This is a genomic window from Cellulosimicrobium sp. KWT-B (assembly GCF_002127155.1).
GTDB classification, from domain to species: Bacteria; Actinomycetota; Actinomycetes; order Actinomycetales; family Cellulomonadaceae; genus Cellulosimicrobium; species Cellulosimicrobium funkei.
In genome coordinates this window covers 315,376-334,080 of sequence record NZ_NEDO01000003.1, presented here as the reverse complement: position 1 = coordinate 334,080, position 18,705 = coordinate 315,376, and the positions used below count along the sequence as shown (strand labels likewise).

At 70.3% G+C, this 18,705-nt stretch carries 20 protein-coding genes and 1 riboswitch; of the genes, 16 read left to right on the top strand and 4 right to left on the bottom strand.

Features of this window, described 5'->3' with window-relative positions; genetic code table 11:
• The first annotated feature begins 251 nt into the window (after nucleotides 1-251).
• The 13 genes from B9L22_RS11440 (at nucleotide 252) to B9L22_RS11380 (ending at nucleotide 12,777) form a co-directional block, all read left to right on the top strand.
• Entirely contained in the window at nucleotides 252-3,302 is a 3,051-nt protein-coding gene (locus tag B9L22_RS11440; protein ID WP_158097196.1) for a DEAD/DEAH box helicase, read from the top strand.
• Between the two features lie 1,039 nt (nucleotides 3,303-4,341).
• Nucleotides 4,342-4,989, top strand: coding sequence for a DUF3223 domain-containing protein (locus B9L22_RS11435; RefSeq protein ID WP_158097195.1), 648 nt, complete (start codon nucleotides 4,342-4,344; stop codon nucleotides 4,987-4,989).
• 91 nt (nucleotides 4,990-5,080) lie between these two features.
• On the top strand, nucleotides 5,081-5,224 hold the full coding sequence (locus tag B9L22_RS20045) for a hypothetical protein (protein ID WP_158097194.1): 144 nt from the start codon (nucleotides 5,081-5,083) through the stop codon (nucleotides 5,222-5,224).
• A 360-nt stretch (nucleotides 5,225-5,584) separates the two neighbouring features.
• Nucleotides 5,585-5,890, top strand: a complete 306-nt coding sequence (locus tag B9L22_RS11425; protein ID WP_086150457.1) for a hypothetical protein — start codon at nucleotides 5,585-5,587, stop codon at nucleotides 5,888-5,890.
• 406 nt (nucleotides 5,891-6,296) lie between these two features.
• On the top strand, nucleotides 6,297-6,710 hold the full coding sequence (locus tag B9L22_RS11420) for a DUF6153 family protein (RefSeq protein ID WP_143317254.1): 414 nt from the start codon (nucleotides 6,297-6,299) through the stop codon (nucleotides 6,708-6,710).
• Nucleotides 6,711-6,802: 92 nt separating this feature from the next.
• Nucleotides 6,803-7,432 carry a DUF305 domain-containing protein gene (locus B9L22_RS11415; protein ID WP_086150455.1) on the top strand — a complete coding sequence of 210 codons (630 nt, stop codon included), beginning with the start codon at nucleotides 6,803-6,805 and terminating at the stop codon, nucleotides 7,430-7,432.
• Between the two features lie 82 nt (nucleotides 7,433-7,514).
• Nucleotides 7,515-8,456: a F510_1955 family glycosylhydrolase gene (locus tag B9L22_RS11410; RefSeq protein ID WP_143317252.1), complete on the top strand. Its 942-nt coding sequence runs from the start codon at nucleotides 7,515-7,517 to the stop codon at nucleotides 8,454-8,456.
• Nucleotides 8,457-8,513: 57 nt separating this feature from the next.
• Nucleotides 8,514-8,686, top strand: a riboswitch (cyclic di-AMP (ydaO/yuaA leader).
• Between the two features lie 5 nt (nucleotides 8,687-8,691).
• The gene (locus B9L22_RS11405; protein WP_086150453.1) at nucleotides 8,692-9,492 is read left to right on the top strand and encodes a C40 family peptidase; all 801 of its coding nucleotides are present in this window, start codon (nucleotides 8,692-8,694) and stop codon (nucleotides 9,490-9,492) included.
• A gap of 198 nt (nucleotides 9,493-9,690) precedes the next feature.
• Nucleotides 9,691-10,116, top strand: a complete 426-nt coding sequence (locus B9L22_RS11400; protein WP_233140043.1) for a hypothetical protein — start codon at nucleotides 9,691-9,693, stop codon at nucleotides 10,114-10,116.
• A gap of 25 nt (nucleotides 10,117-10,141) precedes the next feature.
• Nucleotides 10,142-10,846, top strand: a complete 705-nt coding sequence (locus tag B9L22_RS11395; protein WP_086150452.1) for a histidine phosphatase family protein — start codon at nucleotides 10,142-10,144, stop codon at nucleotides 10,844-10,846.
• 64 nt (nucleotides 10,847-10,910) lie between these two features.
• A complete protein-coding gene (locus B9L22_RS11390) occupies nucleotides 10,911-11,459 on the top strand; it encodes a DUF3090 domain-containing protein (protein ID WP_034652290.1) in 549 nt (182 codons plus the stop codon).
• 74 nt (nucleotides 11,460-11,533) lie between these two features.
• Nucleotides 11,534-12,334: an SCO1664 family protein gene (locus tag B9L22_RS11385; RefSeq protein ID WP_369824830.1), complete on the top strand. Its 801-nt coding sequence runs from the start codon at nucleotides 11,534-11,536 to the stop codon at nucleotides 12,332-12,334.
• A gap of 77 nt (nucleotides 12,335-12,411) precedes the next feature.
• On the top strand, nucleotides 12,412-12,777 hold the full coding sequence (locus B9L22_RS11380) for a nuclear transport factor 2 family protein (RefSeq protein ID WP_086150451.1): 366 nt from the start codon (nucleotides 12,412-12,414) through the stop codon (nucleotides 12,775-12,777).
• Nucleotides 12,778-12,869: 92 nt separating this feature from the next.
• Here the strand turns inward: B9L22_RS11380 and B9L22_RS11375 are convergent, their stop codons facing one another.
• Nucleotides 12,870-13,634: an SDR family oxidoreductase gene (locus B9L22_RS11375; RefSeq protein WP_086150450.1), complete on the bottom strand. Its 765-nt coding sequence runs from the start codon at nucleotides 13,632-13,634 to the stop codon at nucleotides 12,870-12,872.
• A gap of 100 nt (nucleotides 13,635-13,734) precedes the next feature.
• Here B9L22_RS11375 and B9L22_RS11370 point away from each other — a divergent pair, with 100 nt between their 5' ends.
• On the top strand, nucleotides 13,735-14,601 hold the full coding sequence (locus B9L22_RS11370; RefSeq protein WP_086150449.1) for a helix-turn-helix transcriptional regulator: 867 nt from the start codon (nucleotides 13,735-13,737) through the stop codon (nucleotides 14,599-14,601).
• Nucleotides 14,602-14,605: 4 nt separating this feature from the next.
• Here the strand turns inward: B9L22_RS11370 and B9L22_RS11365 are convergent, their stop codons facing one another.
• The gene (locus B9L22_RS11365) at nucleotides 14,606-14,986 is read right to left on the bottom strand and encodes a VOC family protein (protein WP_086150448.1); all 381 of its coding nucleotides are present in this window, start codon (nucleotides 14,984-14,986) and stop codon (nucleotides 14,606-14,608) included.
• 97 nt (nucleotides 14,987-15,083) lie between these two features.
• On the opposite strand from B9L22_RS11365, the gene B9L22_RS11360 reads away from it, so the two are divergent.
• Complete coding sequence (locus B9L22_RS11360) at nucleotides 15,084-16,343, top strand: AI-2E family transporter (protein WP_086150447.1); 1,260 nt, start codon at nucleotides 15,084-15,086, stop codon at nucleotides 16,341-16,343.
• 19 nt (nucleotides 16,344-16,362) lie between these two features.
• Here B9L22_RS11360 and B9L22_RS11355 read toward each other — a convergent pair whose 3' ends face one another.
• Nucleotides 16,363-16,740 (bottom strand): hypothetical protein, encoded by a 378-nt coding sequence (locus tag B9L22_RS11355; protein ID WP_143317250.1) that lies wholly within the window; start codon nucleotides 16,738-16,740, stop codon nucleotides 16,363-16,365.
• Nucleotides 16,741-16,843: 103 nt separating this feature from the next.
• On the opposite strand from B9L22_RS11355, the gene B9L22_RS11350 reads away from it, so the two are divergent.
• The gene (locus B9L22_RS11350) at nucleotides 16,844-17,449 is read left to right on the top strand and encodes a DUF4334 domain-containing protein (RefSeq protein ID WP_233140041.1); all 606 of its coding nucleotides are present in this window, start codon (nucleotides 16,844-16,846) and stop codon (nucleotides 17,447-17,449) included.
• On the opposite strand, the gene B9L22_RS11345 is transcribed toward B9L22_RS11350, so the two are convergent.
• On the bottom strand, nucleotides 17,413-18,606 hold the full coding sequence (locus tag B9L22_RS11345) for an NAD(P)/FAD-dependent oxidoreductase (RefSeq protein ID WP_086150445.1): 1,194 nt from the start codon (nucleotides 18,604-18,606) through the stop codon (nucleotides 17,413-17,415). The genes B9L22_RS11350 and B9L22_RS11345 overlap by 37 nt on opposite strands.
• Nucleotides 18,607-18,705 lie beyond the last annotated feature (99 nt).

Below are 18,705 nucleotides of genomic sequence, written 5' to 3'. Positions count from 1 at the left end.
TCTTCCTGAGCGCCCAGGGCACCCCCACGGGGGAGCGCGGACGCCTCCGGGACAGGCGGCGTGCTCTCAGTGAGATCACGGTATCGCGCGGGCCAACTGATCAACTCGACCCGCCTCGCAGCTCCCTTCTCGAGCTTGTAGCGGCCTGGCGAAGCGCTCGTAGGTCGGCACGGCCCTTCGGTTGGCAAACTCGGGACAAGATCACGCGTGTCGGGCTGGAACTACGTCCATCGAGAGTGGACGATGACACGGTGAGCGGCCACTATGCGGAACACGAGGACAAATTCACTCTCCTCAAGACGAAGACAACTCCCAACTGGCGGAGTGCCCAGGTCGGCGCACTTGGTGCCCTCATTGCTCACTGGTCGGTGCATGACAGAGAGCCAGCCACGATCGTGCTACCGACCGGCAGCGGGAAATCTGCCATCGCCACGGCGATGCCCTACCTGGCCAACGCGGTCAGGACGCTGGTCGTGGTACCAAGTCAGCATCTACGTACTCAACTCGCCCAGAGTTTTGAAAGCGAGAGCGTCCTTCGGGCAATTGGAGCGCTCAATACCGCAGAGCACATACGTCCAACCGTTGTCCAGGTGACGGGCAGGACCATCGATTGGGATGCTCTCGCCTCCGCGGATGTCGTTGTGGCGCTTCCCTCCTCGATCAGTCCTGGACATCACGAGCAGTTTCTTGGGCCGAAGGACTTCTTTGACTTGGTCATAGTCGATGAAGCCCATCACACTCCAGCTCCCACGTGGCGAGCGATCCTAGATCATTTCGAGCCCGCGCGTAAGGTTCTCCTGACTGCAACACCGAGGCGCCGGGACGGGAAGTCGGTTCCAGGTGAGGTCGTCTTCCACTACCCCCTCAAGTGCGCAATTGACAACGGTTCCTACAAGGCTGTGGAACCGATCGTACTTCCAATCTCGCAAGACACCACTCGTGACCAGCGGGACAGGGCGATTGTAGAGCGCGTCAAGCAGGTTGTTTCATCCCCAGAGCATGAAACGAGTACTCTTTTCGTGCGCGCTGAGACAGAAAAACGCGCACGCGACCTCTCGGAACTTTACGAGGCGGCGGGGATTGCTGTAGAAGTACTAACGTCGCGGCTGTCTAGCTCGCAGCAAGTGCAAATTGTCGGAGGACTGCGGTCCGGCACTATTCGCGCAGTCATCGTGGTAGGGATGCTTGGTGAAGGATTCGATCTGCCTAGTCTGCGCGTTGTGGCGTACCATGACAAGCACAAATCTCTACCAGCTACCGTTCAGTTGATTGGCCGCCTCGCTCGAAACGACCCAATGTACCCCCAGCCTTCGGTGGTCGTGACTGTCGCAGATGAAGTTGCATTCCCCGCGCTCCAAGGGGTTGCGAGAGCGCTCTGGGAGGAGGATTCGCATTGGGCGGAACTGCTGCCACAGATTACCGACGGAATGACAGAACAGTCTCTCGCATTGAAGCACTTTGCTAGAACGGTCAATCGACCACCACCAGAGCTGGTCGTCGAATCGCTATCCCCAGTCGTGAGTGTCACCGTCTACGAAGCCGCCGATCCGAAATGGAGCCCTAAATTCGCTAGCGGCACCGTGGCATCCGATCTCTATCCCGGTCGCATCGTCAAAGGACAAGAAGTCTACTATGCCGCCACGTTGGAGAATCCGGCCACCGTCTTAGTCGTTACGCGTTTCTCCGAGCGTCCAAAATGGCACCGTGACCCAGGCTTGGAGACTATGCGCTATCAGCTGCACCTCATCTCCTGGCTACCTGGCGATCAATCGGGGGTCGCGAACGGGCTGCTCCTCGTAAACTCGGAGAACCGGGCTATTGGGAAGGCGATACTACGGGCGCTGGGTGTTCGAGACGGTGACACGCGTGGCGCCAATCCGTCCCGAATGCAGGCGTCCTTCGATGCGCTCGATCGCGTTTCTATCTCCAACGTCGGGGTCCGCAATACCTACGCAGGCGGCCGCGGCGCGCCGTCTTATAAGACGTTCATGGGAAGCAGTGTGGATAGGGGGATGCGGGAGGTTGATACCGCACAGGGTGCCGTCGGACATGCAATGGCTCAGATTGAAGAGTACGGGTCAACCTACACTGGTGGCATCGCGACAGAGAAGTCGAAGTACTGGGAGGGCAGATATGTCCCCTTGCCCGAGTATCAACGAGTGATTAAGCACTTCGGCTCTCGATATCAGTCAAGCGCAAGGGTGATCAACGGGCTTCTACCTGGTCTTGTGCGCGGTGATCGTCTCGAGAGCTTCCCCGAGTCCCATGTGGGTGTGGTCGCTGTTGAGCTCGATTATTCTTTACTGGGTCACGGTTGGCAGAGCGGGGAAGGAACGCCATTCGAATTGCTAGAACTAGATCTCGATCCCAACGGTAGCAGGAGTGGCGAGAGTCTGCCGATTGTCGCACGCGATCTTCGCATGGGTGTCGAATTCTGGAGAGGCTTCCAGGGATTGGATGGCGCATTCTACGACTCGGTGCATATCGCTGATCGGCCTACTGTTGTGCGCGGGGGAGGAGCGCCAAGGGTGTTTTCCGATGTCTTGACGGCGAATCCGCCGAAGATCTCTTTCTTTGACGGCACCACCGTGGTGGGCCCGGTGTCATATAGGCGGCCTGTGGTAGAAAGGGGCCTCCCAAGGCTTGCCAAGATTGAAATCGATTGGTCGACTGTCAACATCAAGGCGGAAACTGACAGAAAGGCTTTGGAGCAAGGAGTGCGTGTCTCGGTCCATTCGGCGATTGCCTCCCACCTGGGGCGCGGAGTTCTCGAGCAAGGCGCTAGGCGTTGGGTGCTTCTGAACGATGGTCCCGGTGAGATCGCCGACTACATTGTTGTAGAGGTGTATCGCGACTCAGAGGGCATGCGTGCAAAACTAGAGTTGTGGCATGCAAAGGGTTCGAGCAAGGATGTGCCGGCGGTCCGCGTTGGCGACATGCAGGTAGTGGTCGCTCAGGCGATTAAGAGTCGCCGCTGGCTCCTGGACCCCACGGTATGGGAAGAACTCGGGCGGCGGCTTGTTGGCAAGAGTTCTCCGAAGATTGTCGTGGTCCAGGGCGACGAGTTGTTGCTGCGTAGCCTATTGGGATTGAATACCAATCACCCTCGCTGGCGGCTCGATCTCTGGACGCGACCGATTATGGGTGAAGTCGTGATCGCTCAGCCCGGGCTCTCGTGGGGTGACCTGGAGCGGAGGTTGGAAAGGGGCGACCTGAGTGCCCAGCAAGTTCGTGATCTTTTGTGTGTGTTTGACGACGCTGTTGGCCAACTAGGTGTGACCTCCATAGCGGTCTCAATTTGAATTGCTAGGTACGCGTCGAACTCTTTGATGGCCATCAGTTTCTCGAGGTGACCACGCCTGCACGCGGTGCTGATATGCGCGCCTGACGACGTCGCGGTCTGGGGCGCGGACGAGCTCGCTGGGCGCGGCGACCGCGGCGGCAGGCAGGTTGGGCGTCTTTGACTCCGCCACTCGGCGAAACGGGCGATACTGAACCGGGCAGTCGATGTGGTCTCGGGGCCATGTCGCCAGGAGGATTGCGCGAACAGCGCGATCTTGGCGGGCGTGTGTTGACGTGCTAGTACGCTGTCGCAGCGGATGACGTCAGTGCTGGTTCCCTGAGTCGGGCTTGCGCATCGCTTCGCGCTGGAATGCGGCCATCCCGGCGCTGTAGAGGCGCATACACTTCGGGCTCTGACCTGGGCCTTGTCGTTCGAAATCGCCATGATCGGGCGCGCGCGCCATACCTTGTCATCGCTGAGGGCTCCAGACTCCTTCACAAGCCCTGTTGTGATCCCTCCGTACCGCGAGCGCTGCGTCCTGACCAGCCGCGGGTTCCTATCGGTCGTGAACGACATGGTCCGGGGCGCGGCATATGCTCGACCAGCCCGCTGTTACGGTCGAGCAGCTTTACGCCTGCCTCGGCACGCCCCGCCGCAGCATTTGCCGCCGCCGAGACCCAAGCAGAGGACCCAGTGCTCTCCGAGTTAAGCAGCACCTACGAAGCCGACCCGAAGACGTCCAAGCCTGGCTTCGCACATCGACCGGAGTGCCAGTGCCTGAACCGGCAATACCAGTGCGCGGTGTCCGCGAACTGGACGACATGTTCTGGAGTGCTTCGTGGGCGCGTCGCGGGTGGTCAGCTCGCTCGCCACACAAGGCGAGGCCCCGACGGCGGCCCCCGGCCGGACGGTGGATGGTCGACGCCCGCGGCCGCGGTAACGACGGCAGATCCGTACTCAGGTGAGGTGGTGCGTTCGTAGCGCGGACTCGCTACTCTTGCGCGACGAGATGAGGAGGCTGGGCCATGGGTGTTGCTAAGCCAGTACGGTTGCCAAGTATGCAGTTCCCGACGCGTTCTGCGGCGAAGAACTGGGTCCGAGACGAGATCAAGGATCACTACGCGCTCGAAGCGTCCGTTTCGGACCCACTGCATAAGGCGGTGCTCTTCGATCTGCTCGATCGCGACGAAGATGCTACTGAAAAGGTGGGAGTCGGTGTCGCAGAGTTCTTCATCAGGCGGACTGCACTCGGTCCTGGTCGGGTGCAGTACGTTAGGCATGATGCCCGAGGAATCTGGATTCGTCGCACCGATGGCTCTGAGGATGACTGGAGCTACACCAGCGCTATTGATCAAGAAGGCCGGGTCTCGGACGTCAAGGAGGCACTGCGATCGGTGATCGACGAGCAGCGCGTCGCCTTCCGCGAGGAGGCTTTTGATGCGGGACAGGTCGTGTGTGCTTTCACAGGCGAAGCGATCCAATCTCGAAACGATGCTGAGATTCGATACGCGGATCCTTCCTGGGGGCAACTCACTGCGCGGTTTGCTGACACTCAAGGCGGCTGGGATGCGATAGCGATCACCTCGGGCAATGGCACCTCTCAGATCGCCGGAGACTTGGCGGACGATGCTCAACGGGAAGAGTGGATAGAATTCTGGCGGGAGAACGCGCGTCCCATCCTAGTCAAGAAGCGGTCCGCTCGATGAACTCTTCGAAACAAGTGCTCCGCCCTGATCTCGCGCAGGTGTCCCTGTGTCGGCTAAATTCGGTACATGACAAGAGGGCAGGAAGCCGGGCGTGACTGCCTCGGAGTCTGCTGAGTTGCGCGAGGCCGAGAAGCGGCTGCGGCTCCGCGCGCAGGAGAACGAGGTGCTGCGCCGCGCGGCGGCCTACTTCGTGCAGGCCCATCTGCCGGGAAGTGAGTTACCCGCTGGTTCATGACGTTGCCAATGACGGGACCCTGTCGCGGTTACCTGCCGGGTTCTACGGCTCTCCAGCGCGCCGTACTACCGGTCGTTGGCTAGCCCAGTCACTAGCTTGGAACTGCGCCAGGGGTACCTGGCGAACGCTCACTTCGACGCCCATCGTGACGACCCGGGGGTCGCACCGCCTCCTTGCTGACGAAGCCAGCAGGTTGGGCAGCAGGCGAGCGATCGGACCGTGTGGCGGATCTGCTAGGACGGCGCTTGGGGAAGCGTGTTCGGGAAGAAGCGCGGCAAGAACGGTAAGAAGCCGGGACCACCCGCACATGACGACCTCGTCGAGCGCGACTTCACCGCCAGCGACCCCAACGAGCTGTAGGTGACCGACATCACCAAGCACCTCACAGCCCAGGGCAAGGTCTACCTGTGCGCGATCAAGGACGCGTGCTCGAACCGGATCGTGGGTTACTCCATCAGCGACCGCATGGAAGCCCGCCTCGCCAGGCGTCGAGGGCGCGGTCAGCCACGGTCAGTGCTCCCCTGGCTGGATGTCGAGGATGAGGTCAAGTTGGGAGGGGTCGACAAGGGACGCTTCCAGCGCGGAGGAGACCTGGTTGACTATAGCCTCCTCACCGCGCGCAACCACAGCGCCACGAGCTTCAGCGCCGGAGCTCGACCAACCTAGCGGGGCTCCGGCCATCACGGTTCCACCGCGGCTTGGTCACCATGCATTGGCGACCTCGGTGCAGAAGATCGAGTGGCGTGTCGAATGTGGTCATGACTGGTCCATGGCGCAGCCACTTGTCAGTGGCTCCCGATACTATGTCCAGCAAGGTGTCCCAAAACCCTGGCGCACGGCGACGCCGAGTGCTCCGAGGTGGCGCAGGGTGGATGAGTAAATGCACAGGTCACAAGAGGAAGGCCCGCCGATTCCGCGGATCAGGAACGTTCTAAAAGGCTTCAAGGGGTCGCAGGTTCAAATCCTGTCAGCCCGACACACGAAGAGGGACCGGCACCTGCCGGTCCCTCTTCTCGTCGTGCCGTGACCGGACCCGATGGCCGCTTGCTAGGGTGGCCGCGACATGCACCTCATGGCCGCACTCCGTTCGCTGCTCGCCGGGCGCCGGCGAGGGCTTTCGGGTGCCCTGCTGATCGCTGCGCTGCTTCTCGGCATCGTGACGATGCACGCGATGAGCGGGTCGTCGACGGCTCACGTCGGGCCTGCGGCGGTCATCGCCGAGACGAGCCACCCTACGAACACTCCGGTGGCCGACGACGGCCCCGGGCACCACGAGCAGGGTGGCTGCCTCGACTGCGGCGGGCACGAGATGGCGTCGGCCATGTGCCTCATGGTGCTGGTCGTGCTGCTCGCGCTGGTGCGCCCCGGGCGCGGCCTCCTGGCACGCCTCACCCCCGTCTGGTCCCGCCTCGTCGAACCGGGGCGCGCTCAGCCCTTCGTCGGCCTCGCGCCGTCGCTGCACCTTCTCGGCATCTCTCGGACGTAGGAGCCGCACGCCGTCGACGCGCCTGCGTCGACCGATACGCCCCGCACCGGGGCGCGTGTGGTTCCTGAGTACCGAGACGAGAGGTCTGTCCCATGAAGTTCAAGAGTGTGCTGGTGCCGGCGGTCGCGCTGGTGACCGTCGCGAGCCTGGCGGCGTGCTCGACCGACGACGAGCCGGCGAGCGAGACGGCGCCGTCGTCCGCCACGACCGGGGCCCAGGAGCAGGACGGCACGGCGGAGGGCGGCACGTTCAACGACCAGGACGTGATGTTCGCCCAGATGATGATCCCGCACCACGAGCAGGCGATCGAGATGTCCGACGTCATCCTGGCCAAGGACGGCGTCGACCCTGAGGTCACGGACCTGGCGAACCAGATCAAGGACGCCCAGGGCCCGGAGATCGAGCAGCTGACCACGTGGCTCGAGGAGTGGGGCTCCCCGATGGAGGAGTCCGGCGCCATGGACCACGAGGCGATGGGCCACGGGTCCATGGACGGGATGATGAGCGAGGAGGACATGCAGGCCCTGGACGCCGCGCAGGGCGCGGAGGCGGGGCAGCTGTTCCTCGAGCAGATGATCGTCCACCACGAGGGTGCCGTCGAGATGGCGCAGACCCAGGTCGACGAGGGCGAGAACGCGGACGCGGTCGCGATGGCGCAGGAGATCGTCGAGACCCAGCAGGCCGAGATCTCCACCATGGAAGACCTGCTCGCCTCGAGCTGATCCCGCCCCGCGGGGCGTGCGCGCTGTCGCACGCGTCTGACGTGCGCGCGCCCCGCGGGCCCAGGCCGAAGGACCCCACACCGTGCTCAACCCTGCCCTCACGAGGCGGGTGACCGGGTGGGCCGCAGCGGGATCCGTGCTGCTGCTGGCCGCCTGCACCCCGACTCCACCACCGACACCCGACGCGACGACGCTCGCGTCCCAGGACCTGCCCGACTTCGGGCACGTGCACGACGTCCAGGTCGTGCGCGACGACCACTCCCTCCTCATCGCCACCCACACCGGGGTCTGGACCCTCGGCGACCCGTTCCAGGACGACCCCGGGCCGGTCGAGCGGGTCGGCACGGGCCGCCAGGACACGATGGGCATGACCCTCGCCGTCGACGGCACCGTGTACGCCTCGGGCCACCCTGCGCCCGGGGAGCAGCCGGAGCTCGAGAAGCCCAACCTCGGGCTGATCCGCAGCACCGACGGCGCCGCGACGTGGGATCCCGTCTCCCTCACCGGGGAGGTCGACTTCCACGCCCTGAGCACCGCGAGCACCGGCGACGGCACCGTCCGCGTCGTCGGGCTGGACTCGGGGACCTCGACCGTGCTCGTCAGCGACGACTCGGGCGAGACGTGGTCGCGGGGCGCGACCGTGGAGGCCCGCGACCTGCACCTCCTGGACGCGGACCCGGACACGGTCGTCGCGACCACGCCCACCGGCCTGCAGCTCAGCCGCGACGGCGGCCGGAGCTTCGCCCCCGACCGGGCGGCGCCCGCCCTCGTGCTCGTCGACGACGAGCGGGGCGGAGCGCTGATCGGGATCGACGCCCGGGGCGTCGTCTGGACCGGCACGCCCGGTACCGAGAGCTGGGACAGCCACGGCACCGCGCCCGAGGGCGTGCAGGCCATGACCTACGTGCCCGACGACAGCCCCGGCAACCAGCCGTGGATCCTCGTCGCCACGGAGACCGGCCTGTTCACCAGCCGCGACCTCGGTGCGAGCTGGGACGCGGCGCTCGGCGCCGACCGCGGGTGAGACGTCGCCCGCAGCCTCATGCTCCTCGCGGAACGGTCCGCGAGGGGTCCCGGAGGGTGCCGAGCCCTGTCCGCTCCGGGAGCACACCATCGACCACCACGACAGGGGCGGGGGAACCACTCAGGCGAGCACCGCGGTGCTCTGGGGGTGAAGCCGGGCCGCAACCACCGGTCCGGCCGGGTCACTCTCCGACCCGAACCCGACAGCTCACCCCGTAGGCACGAAGGAGACCACCATGAACGCAAGAAACCCGGGACGCCACCGTGCGTCCCACCGACCGATCACGCCGCTGACCTCGATAGCCCGCACGGCGCAGGAGGGGACGGCGAACGCCGCCCGCAAGGGTGTCCTCCTGGCCGCCGGGTCGGGGCTGCTGGTCTCGGGGTTCGCGGCGCCTGCCAGCGCCGCGCCGAGCACGGAGCCCCAGGCCGTGTCCGGGGTCGATCTCAGCGCGCTGACCGAGCAGGCCCGCCAGGCGCTCAGCGCCGCACCGGCGGTGACCGTCTCGGCGGACGCGTCGTTCGCGATCGAGCGGGCACCGGTGACCGTCACCCCCGCACCGGAGCCGGAGCCGGAGCCGGAACCCGAGCCGGAGCCGGAACGCCAGGAGCGTCCGTCCCGCAGCGAGGAACGGACGAGCACCTCGGCGGAGCAGGGTGCCACGGAGGAAGCCTCGGCTCCCGTCGCGGTGCCGTCATCGGCGGCGGGCTCGGCCGTGGTCAGCATCGCGGCGCGCTACCTCGGCGTGCCGTACCTCTGGGGCGGGACGACCCCGGACGGGTTCGACTGCTCCGGCTTCACGTCCTACGTCTACGCCCAGGTCGGCATCGACCTGCCCCGGACCTCGTCGCAGCAGCGGTACGCGGGGACGGTGATCTCCCGAGACCAGGCGCAACCCGGTGACCTGATCTGGAGCCCGGGGCACATCGGCATCTACGTCGGGGACAACCAGCAGATCGAGGCTCCGTCGCCGGGCAAGACCGTCCGGTACGGGGAGATCTGGCAGTCCAACCCCACCTTCATCCGGGTGGGCTGACCGAAGGAGGGCCCCACCGGCGGGTGGGGCCCTCCCTCGACCGATATACCCTTGCGGGGTATCGCTCGCGGGCGCCGGTCCCGTCGGCACGACAGGAAGAAGGACAGGCATGGCGTCCCGGGGACATCGCGGCGAGCACGGACCGACGGCGGTCCGCCACCAGGTGCGGCACCAGGCCCGTCACCAGGGCATCGACGCGTGACGGCGACGATCCCGACCGACGAGCGGGGACGTCGTCCCCGCCCCGCGCGCACGGTGCCCGGCATCACGGCGTGCGGGCTGTGCGCGGGGGAGACCCTGGCCGCGACCGACACCCGTCCGGGCGGGCAGCTCGAGCGTCTGCGCCGGATCGCCGAGAGCGGGGACGCGCGCCTGACGGTCGTCGACTGCCTCGACGCGTGCGAGCGCGGGGACGTCGTCGTGGTGCGGCCGGTGCCCGCCGCGCGCGCCGCCGGCCCCGCCTGGTTCGAGCAGCTGGCGGGCGACGAGCTCACCGCCGCCCTGCACTCCTGGGTCCGCGCGGGCGGGCCGGGCCTCGCGCCCCTGCCCGACCAGCTGGCCCCGCGGGTGATCTCGACCCAGGCCGAGGTACCACCGCCCCCGGACGTCGCCGCCACGGGGTGAGGGCCCCGTCACCTACGCTCGGGGAATGCCGACCGTCCTGCTCGTCCGTCATGGCCGCACCACCGCGAACGCGAGCGGCATCCTCGCCGGGCGGGCCGACGGCGTCGCGCTGGACGCCGTCGGGCGCGACCAGGCGACCCGGGCGGCCGAGCGCGTCGCGGGCGTGCCGCTCGCTCTGGTCGTCACGAGCCCGCTGGAGCGGTGCCGGCAGACCGCGCAAGCCGTGCTCGACCACCAGGCGGACGACCTGGAGCCGGTGACCGAGCACGGGATCACCGAGTGCGACTACGGGCAGTGGCAGGGTCGTGCGCTGAAGGACCTCGCCCAGGAGCCGCTGTGGTCGGTCGTGCAGGCGCAGCCGTCGGCGGCCGTCTTCCCGGGCGGCGAGTCGCTGGCCGCGATGCAGGCCCGGGGCGTCGAGGCGGTCCGGCGCCACGACGCGGAGGTCGCCGCCCGCCACGGCGCGGACGCGGTGTGGGCGGCGGTCTCGCACGGCGACGTCATCAAGTCCGTGCTCGCCGACGCGCTGGGGGTGCACCTGGACCTCTTCCAGCGCATCGTCGTCGGCCCGGCGTCGATCTCCGTCGTCCGGTACGGGCCGCACCGCCCGGAGGTCGTGGCGGTGAACACCGACGCGGGCGACCTCTCCTGGCTGCGCAGCGCCGCGCCTGCCGGTGACGCGCCGGTGGGCGGCGGCGCCGGGCCAGGCCAGGCCGACGCCGCGCGGTAGCCGGGCCGACGTCCGACCCGTGGCCGTCCCGTGCGGACGGGCCGTGCGCTCGTAGAGTGAGGGCATGCCCACTCTCGTCCACGAGTACGACTGGCCGGACCGCGTCGTCGTGGGGACCGTCGGGTCACCCGGCTCCCGCACGTTCTACCTGCAGGCGCGCGAAGGCACGCGGACGACGAGCGTCGCGCTCGAGAAGGAGCAGTCCGCCGTCCTGGCGGACACGATCCAGCGCCTGCTGGACGAGCTCATGGAGGAGCCCGACAACCGGTACAGCGTCCCCGCCGACGTCCCGGCCGAGCTCGTCGACGACGACCCGCTGGACCTCCCGGTCGAGGAGGAGTTCCGCACGGGCGCGATGCGCCTGACCTGGGACCCGCGCACGGCGCAGGTCATCGTCGAGGCGTTCCCGCTCGTGGACGACGACGACCTCGACCCCGAGGCCGACGAGCCGGAGCCCGCCGAGTCGCTCCTCGTCAAGATGCCCGTGGGGACGGCGCGCGCGTTCGCGCAGCGCACGCGCGCAGTCGTGAGCGCGGGCCGCCCCCTGTGCCCGCTGTGCGGCCGGCCGGTCGACCCTGACGGGCACGAGTGCGCGCTGCCCGGCGAGGCGTGACGACCCCGCACGACGACGCCGCCGCGCCGTCCGACGTCGACCCCGCCGTCTCGCCGTCCGGCCTCGACCCGGCCATCGCGCCGTCCGGTCTCGACCCTGCCGAGACCCCGCTCGACGCCGCCCTGACCGAGGCGCCGCTCGACGTCGTCGGGCGTATCCGCGTCGCGTCGAACGCGACGTTCCTCGCCCGGCTGGGCGACGTCTCGGTCGTGTACAAGCCGGTCGCGGGCGAGAAGCCGCTGTGGGACTTCCCGGACGGCACGCTCGCGGGACGCGAGGTCGCCGCGTACCTCGTCTCGGAGGTGTTCGGCGGGGGAGTCGTGCCGCGCACGTGGCTGCGCGACGGGCCGCTCGGTCCGGGCATGGTGCAGCTCTGGCAGGACGTCGACGCGGCGCAGTCGCCCGTCGACGTCGTGCCCACCGACGAGGTGCCGCGCGACGGCGTGCGGACGGTGCTGGAGGGCGTCGACGAGGAGGACCGCCCGGTGAGCGTCGTGCACGAGGACTCGCCGGCGCTGCGGCGCATGGCGGTGCTCGACGCCGTCGTGAACAACGCCGACCGCAAGGGCGGGCACGTGCTGCCGCTGGCGGACGGGCGGCGCCTCGGCGTCGACCACGGCGTCACCTTCCACGTCGAGCCCAAGCTGCGCACCGTGCTCTGGGGCTGGCTCGGCGAGCCCCTCGCCGACGACGAGCTCGTCGGCGTCGAGCGCGTGCGCGCGGGCCTCGACGGCGACCTCGCCCACCGCCTGCGCGGTCTCCTCGCGCCCGACGAGGTGGCCGCCCTCGCGGAGCGCTGCGACCGGCTGCTGCGCACGGCACGGTTCCCCGCACCGGAGGGCGACATGCCCGCCGTCCCGTGGCCGCTGTTCTGACGCGTCGCCGCCGCTGACTCGTCGACGGCGCTGCGCCCGGCAGTCGCCGGTCCCGACCCCGTGCGTAGACTCGCGCGATGAGCCTTCTTGATGCTGAGCACGCTCTCCAGGCAGCCCAGCGCGCGGGCGACGTCGCCGCGCTCGACGCCCTGCTGCACCCGCGGTGCGTCGGCGCCGGTCCGGACGGGTCGGTCTTCTCCAAGGAGGACGACCTCGCGAGCCACCGCTCGGGCGCGCTGCGGATCACTCGGCTGGAGGAGGAGTCGCTCGTTGTCCAGGAGGACGGCCCGAGCGGGACGACCCGGCTCGTCGCCGCCGTGGACGCCGTCCAGGACGGGGCCGCGCTGTCCGCGCGTCTGGTCTACACGCGCCTGTGGGTGCGCGCCGACGGCGCGTGGCAGGTCCTGGCCGCGACCCTCGCCCCGGCCCCCGAGCCCGCCTGACCGGGCCCGCCCGACCGGGCTCGCCTGACCGAGCCGCCCGCGCCGAGGCCGCCTGACCGCGGCGGCCGTGCCGGGCCGACGGCCCGGCCGGCTCAGCGACCGTGCGGGTCGGACGCGTTGAGGGTCCGCACGACGTCGTCGTAGTCGCCGCGCGCCTCGCCGTACCGGAGGAACTTCACGCGCTCCACGAGGATCTCGTGCGCGTCGGGCTGCGCGCGCAGCAGGTCGACGACCTCGGTGACGAACTCGTCGAGCGGCATGGCGATCGCGCTCTCGCGCTGACCCGGCATGAGGTCCGTCGCCACCGACGGCGGGACGAGCTCGACGACGTCGACGCTCGTGTCGGCGAGCTGGAGCCGCAGCGCCTCGCTGAGCATGTGGATCGCGGCCTTCGAGGCGTCGTACGTCGGCGTGGCCGCGAGCGGCGCGAACGCCAGCCCGGACGACACGGTGACGATCGTCGCGCGCGGCCGGGTCTGCAGGTGCTCGACGAACGCGCCGACGAGCCGGATCGGGCCGAGCACGTTGGTCGTGACGATCTGCTCCGCGGTGTCGAGGAAGCCCTCGGGGTGGTGCCAGTCCTCGGTGCGCATGATCCCGGCCATGGTGACGAGCGTGTCGAGGTCGGGGTGGCGGTCGAGGACCTCCTTCGCGGCCGTGGCGATGCTCTCGGGGTCGGTGGTGTCGATGCGCACGGTGTCGAGGCCGGGGTGCTCGACGGCGATCCGCTCCAGGAGGTCGGTGCGGCGCCCGCCGACGACGACGGTGCTGCCCTGCTCGTGCAGCGCGACCGCGAGCGCCAGCCCGATGCCGCTCGTCGCGCCGGGGATGAAGACGGTGCTGCTCGTGATGTCCATGCCTCGATCCTGAACGCCGTGCGCGCGGCGCGGCAGAGTCCGGTGGACGGGGGACCGGCGATCCCTGGCACGGGCGCCGTGAACCCCGGACGATGGGCGCATGGACCGCGCCGCGCTCGCCGACTTCCTCCGCCGTCGCCGGGAGGCGCTGCAGCCGGGCGACGTGGGGCTCCCGGCCGGGCTGCGCCGTCGGGCACCGGGCCTGCGCCGCGAGGAGGTGGCGCAGCTCGCGCTCATGTCGACGGACTACTACACGCGCCTCGAGCAGCAGCGCGGGCCGCAGCCGAGCACGCAGATGCTCGCGTCGATCGCGCGAGCCCTGCGCCTGTCCGACGACGAGCGCGACTACCTCTACCGGGTCGCCGGCCACGGGGTGCCCGACCGGGCGACCGATCCCGGGCACGTGGCTCCCGCGCTGCAACGCGTGCTCGACCGCCTGGACGACACCCCGGCGCTGATCCTCGACCCGCTCGCGCAGACGCTGGCGCAGAACGACCTGGCGCGCGCGCTCTACGGCGACGCGTCGGCGTACTCGGGGTGGGACCGCAGCGAGATCTACCGGTGGTTCGCCCACCCGGCGACGGCGCGGGCGATCTACCCGGCGGACGACCGGGACCGGCAGGGCCGCGCGCTCGTCGCGAGCCTGCGCTCGGCCGTGGCGGTGCTGGGCGCGTCGTCGCGCGCGGGCGAGCTGGTGCGGGTGCTGTCGCGCACGAGCCCGGAGTTCGTCGCGCTGTGGGACCGGCAGGAGGTGGCGCGCCGGTTCGTGGACCACAAGACGCTCGTGCACCCGGTGGTCGGGGAGATCGAGGTGGACTGCCAGGCGCTCACCACGGAGGACCAGCTCCAGGTGCTCCTCGTGCTCACGGCGGCGCCGGGCACGGAGGCGGCGGACAGGATCCGGCTGCTCGGCGTCGTGGGCACGCAGGACCTCGCGGTGCCGTCATCTGGCCCGCAGCCCTCCTGACGCCTCAGGGGTCGAGGCGCCGGCGCAGCAGGCAGAACTCGTTCCCCTCGGGGTCGGCGAGGACGTGCCACGGCTCGTCGCCCGTCTGGCCGACGTCGGCGGGCCGCGCGCCGAGGGCGAGGAGCCGCTCGAGCTCGGCGTCCTGGTCGCGGTCCGTGGGGTTGACGTCGAGGTGCAGCGGGAGCTTGCCGGAGCGCGGGTCGGTGCTCGGGCTGAGGATCAGGGTCGGCTGCGGGCCGCCGAACCCGACGTCGGGCGGGCCGATCTCGATCGACCCGTCCTCCTCGCGGTCGAGCTCGACGTAGCCGAGGACGTCGCACCAGAACCGGGCGAGCAGCTCGGGGTCGGCGCAGTCGAGGACCAGCTCGCTGATGCGGGACGCCATGCCTCGCAGCCTACGGGGCGCCCCGTCCCGGCACCCGGCGGGCGACGCCCGATCGTGGCACCCTGGCCGTCACACGTGCGGCGAGAGAGGGAGCGGGATGGGTCTGGGCAGACGGCGGTCGGGCAAGCGGGCGGACGAGCGCGCCGAGGAGGCTCCCGCCGCGGAGCGGGTCGCCGTCGCGGAACGTGCCCCTGCCGGGGAGACGGACGCCGCCGCGGACCGGGCCGACGCCGTCGAGCCCGCGCGCCCGGCGGGGACGTCGGCGCTCTGGTCGGACGGGCTCGGTCGCGCGGGCACGCGCTCGGTGCAGGTGCTCGCCCTCGTCGCGCTCGTCGCCGTCGCGGTGTTCGCCGTGACGCGGCTGACGCTCATCGTCATCCCCGTCCTCATCGCGCTCGTGCTCGCCGCGGCGATCTCGCCGCTCGTCGGCCTGCTCCGGCGCAAGGGCGTGCCGTCGTTCCTCGCGACGGTCGTCGCGCTGCTGGCGCTCGTCGTCGTGCTCGGCGTGGTGGTGTGGCTCGTCGCGGCGGCGGTCGTCAAGCAGTGGCCGGAGCTGCGCGACCAGGCCGTCGAGGGCTTCGACGAGCTCCAGGCCTACGTGCAGAACCTGCCGTTCGACATCACCGAGGAGCAGATCGCGTCGGTGCGGGACTCGCTCGTCGGCCTGCTCCAGTCCGACGCGGTCGGCGCCGGGGCGCTCGCGGGCGCCTCCCAGACGGTCGACTTCGTCGCCGGGTTCTTCGTGATGATCGTCGTGCTGTTCTTCTTCCTCAAGGACGGCCCGGCGATCTGGGAGTTCCTGCTGCGTCCGTTCGAGGGCGCCCGGTACGCGCGCGGGCAGCGCATCGGCGAGACGACGGTCCGCACGCTCGGCGGCTACGTGCGCGGGACGGCGATCGTCGCCGCGGTCGACGCCGTCGCGATCGGCATCGGCCTCGCGATCGTCGGGGTGCCGCTCGTCCTCCCGCTGTCCGTGCTCGTGTTCCTGCTGGCCTTCATCCCGCTCGTGGGGGCCACGCTCGCGGGCGTCCTGTGCGCGCTCGTCGCGCTCGTCGCCGTCGGGCCGGTCGAGGCGCTCATCGTCGTCGCGATCGTCATCGCGGTGAACCAGCTCGAGGGCGACCTGCTCCAGCCCGTCGTCATGGGCCGCACGCTACGCCTGCACCCGCTCGTGATCCTCATCGCCCTCACCGCGGGCACCGTGCTCGCGGGCCTCACGGGCGCCGTGCTCGCCGTGCCCATCGCGGCGTCGATCTGGCGCGCGATCCAGGTCTGGGACGGCCCCGACCTGCCCGCGCGGTTCGCGCGCCAGAAGCGGCAGGAGACCGTCGACGGCGCGCCGGCGTCGTCGTCCTGACGGCGGGCGCGGGGCGGGCTCACACCCGGGCGGTCCCCGCGCGCGCCCAGAGGGCGGCGAACTCCGTCGCGTCGAGCGGGTGGACGTCGCCGGTCCCGGCGAGGTCGTCGTCACCGAACGGCTGGTCCGTGAGGAACCCCGCGTCGTCCTCGACGACCTCGTCGTACGCGTACCGGCGCCAGGTCCCGTCCTCCAGCCCCACGACCTGGCGGACGGCGACCACCTCGCCCGCGAGCGGCACGCACGCCCACGCGTAGGCGCGCCCGTCGAGCTCGCGCCCGCTCGCGAGGTACCACCAGCGGTCCGCGTGGTCGGCCGCGCGGCGGAGCGCCGCGACGCTCCGGGCGAGCGCCTGTGCTGCGGGGTCGTTGAAGGCCTCGTGACCGCCGTGCTGCATGAGCACCAGTGTCTCAGCGCCGGGGCCGGCGGGACGGGCGTCGTCCCGCGCTGCGGGGGAGGATCGGGACGACGGCACCGCCCGGACGACCGAGGAGCGACGCATGACCGATCCCGACACCGTGGTGCCGGCGCGCTCCCCGTCCGACACGCTCGACGACCTCGCGCGCGGCACGACGACGGCCGGGGCGCTCGCGTTCTTCGACGGCCTCGCGCCCGTCGACGGCGAGGCGCTCCCGGGGTTCTGGTGGGGGTCCGGGCTGCCGACGGGGCACGTGCTCGACGGCGCGCTCGAGGCGCTGGGCTGGGCGGGCAAGCGGTTCGAGCGCGGCGGCGACGCGCACCCCCTCCTGTTCGACGGCGCGGGTCGCGGCCTCGTGGACGTCAACCCCGCGTTCGTGCCGCTCCCGCTCGTGCTGCGGGCGACCCCGGCGCTGCGCCGACCGCCGGTCGCCCGGGTCGTGCGGGCGTTGCTGCCGCTCACCCGGACGCGGTCGCCCCGGGCCCGGGTGCGCGCCGTCGTGCACCGGGGCGTGGTGACCGCGGCGATGACCTACGACGCGCTCCCGGTCGAGGACGCGCTGCGCGCCGTCGACGACGACACGCTCGTCGGGTGCATGGAGGCGCGCGGCATGGGCCGCCCGTTCTTCTTCGTGCTGCGGCGTGCCGCGGGTCAGGACACCTTGCCCTGGAGCAGCCGCCGCCAGTAGATCGTGGGCTGCAGGTAGCGGTCGAACAGCAGCAGGCTGCGGCGCGGGCGCGCGAGGTCGACGACGCCGAACCCCGGGTCGGGCCGACGGTCCCGGTCGAACTCCGCGAGGAGGAGGCGGTCGCGCGACGTCGTGACGGGCGCGACCGAGTAGCCGTCGTAGCGCTGCATCGGGGTGCCGCGCCGTCGGGCCTGGATGTTGCGCGCCACGACGGGCACCTGCCGGCGCAGGGCGCCGCCCGACGGCATCGCGTCGACCGCCGCGGCGTCGCCGAGCCCCCAGACGCGCGGGTGCGCGACGTGCTGGAGGGTCTCGGGGTCGACCGCGACGAACCCGTCGCTCTCGGGGGTCGCGAGCCCGCTCGCGGCGACCCACGCCGGGGCGCGGTGCGGCGGCGCGACGTAGAGCGCGTCGTAGGAGACCTCGTCGGTCCCGTGCGGCCCGCGGAGCCGGACGGTGCGGTGGGTCGCGTCGACGGACACGAGCGACGTCGCGGTGCGCACCCGCACGCCGTAGCGCCGCGCGGCGGCACGCAGCGCGGGCTCCGCGCGCGGGTCGTCGACGAGGCGCGGCGACTCGACCGCGAGCTCGACCTGGATCGCATCGAGGACGCCGGTGCGGCGCCAGTGGTCGGCGGCGACGAACAGCGGCTTGAGGCCCACGGGGAAGCACGGCACGTGCCGCGCCGAGATCGCGAACACCACCGTGCCGGAGGTGAGCGACGACAGCAGCTCCCACGTCTTCGGCGCGAGGTCGGGCAGGTAGCTCGTCGCGGCGAACGGCGTGCCCATCGCCTGCTCGGCGCCGGGCACCGCGTCCCAGTCGACCTCCGACCCCGGGCAGACCGCGAGGTCCCCGTAGCCGAGGGTGCGCCCGCCCGCGAGGTGCACGAGCGAGCGCTCGGGGTCGACGCCGACGACGCGGTCGGGGTAGACGCGCACGCCGTCGGGCACGACGTCCTCCTGCGGCCGGGTGAGGTCGTCGAGGGTCGCCATGCCCGACGCGACGTAGGAGAGCAGCGGCCGGTACTGGTGCGTGGTCCGCGGGTCGACGACGGCGACGTCGGGGCAGCCGTCGCGGCGCAGGCGCCCGGCGAGCGAGAGCCCGGCGTTGCCGCCGCCGAGGACGAGCACGTCGTGGCGTGCCGGTGCGTTCATGGCGGGTCCGATCTGCCGGGGGCGGGTCGCTCCACGCTACGGCGGGGTCAGCCCGCACGCCCTGCCAACCGGATGCAACCAGGGGGTTGCGCATGGTCT

Coding starts and splice junctions, on each gene's coding strand:
- B9L22_RS11375 (WP_086150450.1), bottom strand. CDS start 13,634: ATGGACATCACGAGCAGCACCGTCTTCATCCCCGGCGCGACGAGCGGC.
- B9L22_RS11355 (WP_143317250.1), bottom strand. CDS start 16,740: ATGCAGCACGGCGGTCACGAGGCCTTCAACGACCCCGCAGCACAGGCG.
- B9L22_RS11415 (WP_086150455.1), top strand. CDS start 6,803: ATGAAGTTCAAGAGTGTGCTGGTGCCGGCGGTCGCGCTGGTGACCGTC.
- B9L22_RS11390 (WP_034652290.1), top strand. CDS start 10,911: ATGCCCACTCTCGTCCACGAGTACGACTGGCCGGACCGCGTCGTCGTG.
- B9L22_RS11380 (WP_086150451.1), top strand. CDS start 12,412: ATGAGCCTTCTTGATGCTGAGCACGCTCTCCAGGCAGCCCAGCGCGCG.
- B9L22_RS11435 (WP_158097195.1), top strand. CDS start 4,342: ATGCAGTTCCCGACGCGTTCTGCGGCGAAGAACTGGGTCCGAGACGAG.
- B9L22_RS11350 (WP_233140041.1), top strand. CDS start 16,844: ATGACCGATCCCGACACCGTGGTGCCGGCGCGCTCCCCGTCCGACACG.
- B9L22_RS11365 (WP_086150448.1), bottom strand. CDS start 14,986: ATGGCGTCCCGCATCAGCGAGCTGGTCCTCGACTGCGCCGACCCCGAG.
- B9L22_RS11405 (WP_086150453.1), top strand. CDS start 8,692: ATGAACGCAAGAAACCCGGGACGCCACCGTGCGTCCCACCGACCGATC.
- B9L22_RS11395 (WP_086150452.1), top strand. CDS start 10,142: ATGCCGACCGTCCTGCTCGTCCGTCATGGCCGCACCACCGCGAACGCG.
- B9L22_RS11420 (WP_143317254.1), top strand. CDS start 6,297: ATGGCCGCACTCCGTTCGCTGCTCGCCGGGCGCCGGCGAGGGCTTTCG.
- B9L22_RS11345 (WP_086150445.1), bottom strand. CDS start 18,606: ATGAACGCACCGGCACGCCACGACGTGCTCGTCCTCGGCGGCGGCAAC.
- B9L22_RS11360 (WP_086150447.1), top strand. CDS start 15,084: ATGGGTCTGGGCAGACGGCGGTCGGGCAAGCGGGCGGACGAGCGCGCC.
- B9L22_RS11370 (WP_086150449.1), top strand. CDS start 13,735: ATGGACCGCGCCGCGCTCGCCGACTTCCTCCGCCGTCGCCGGGAGGCG.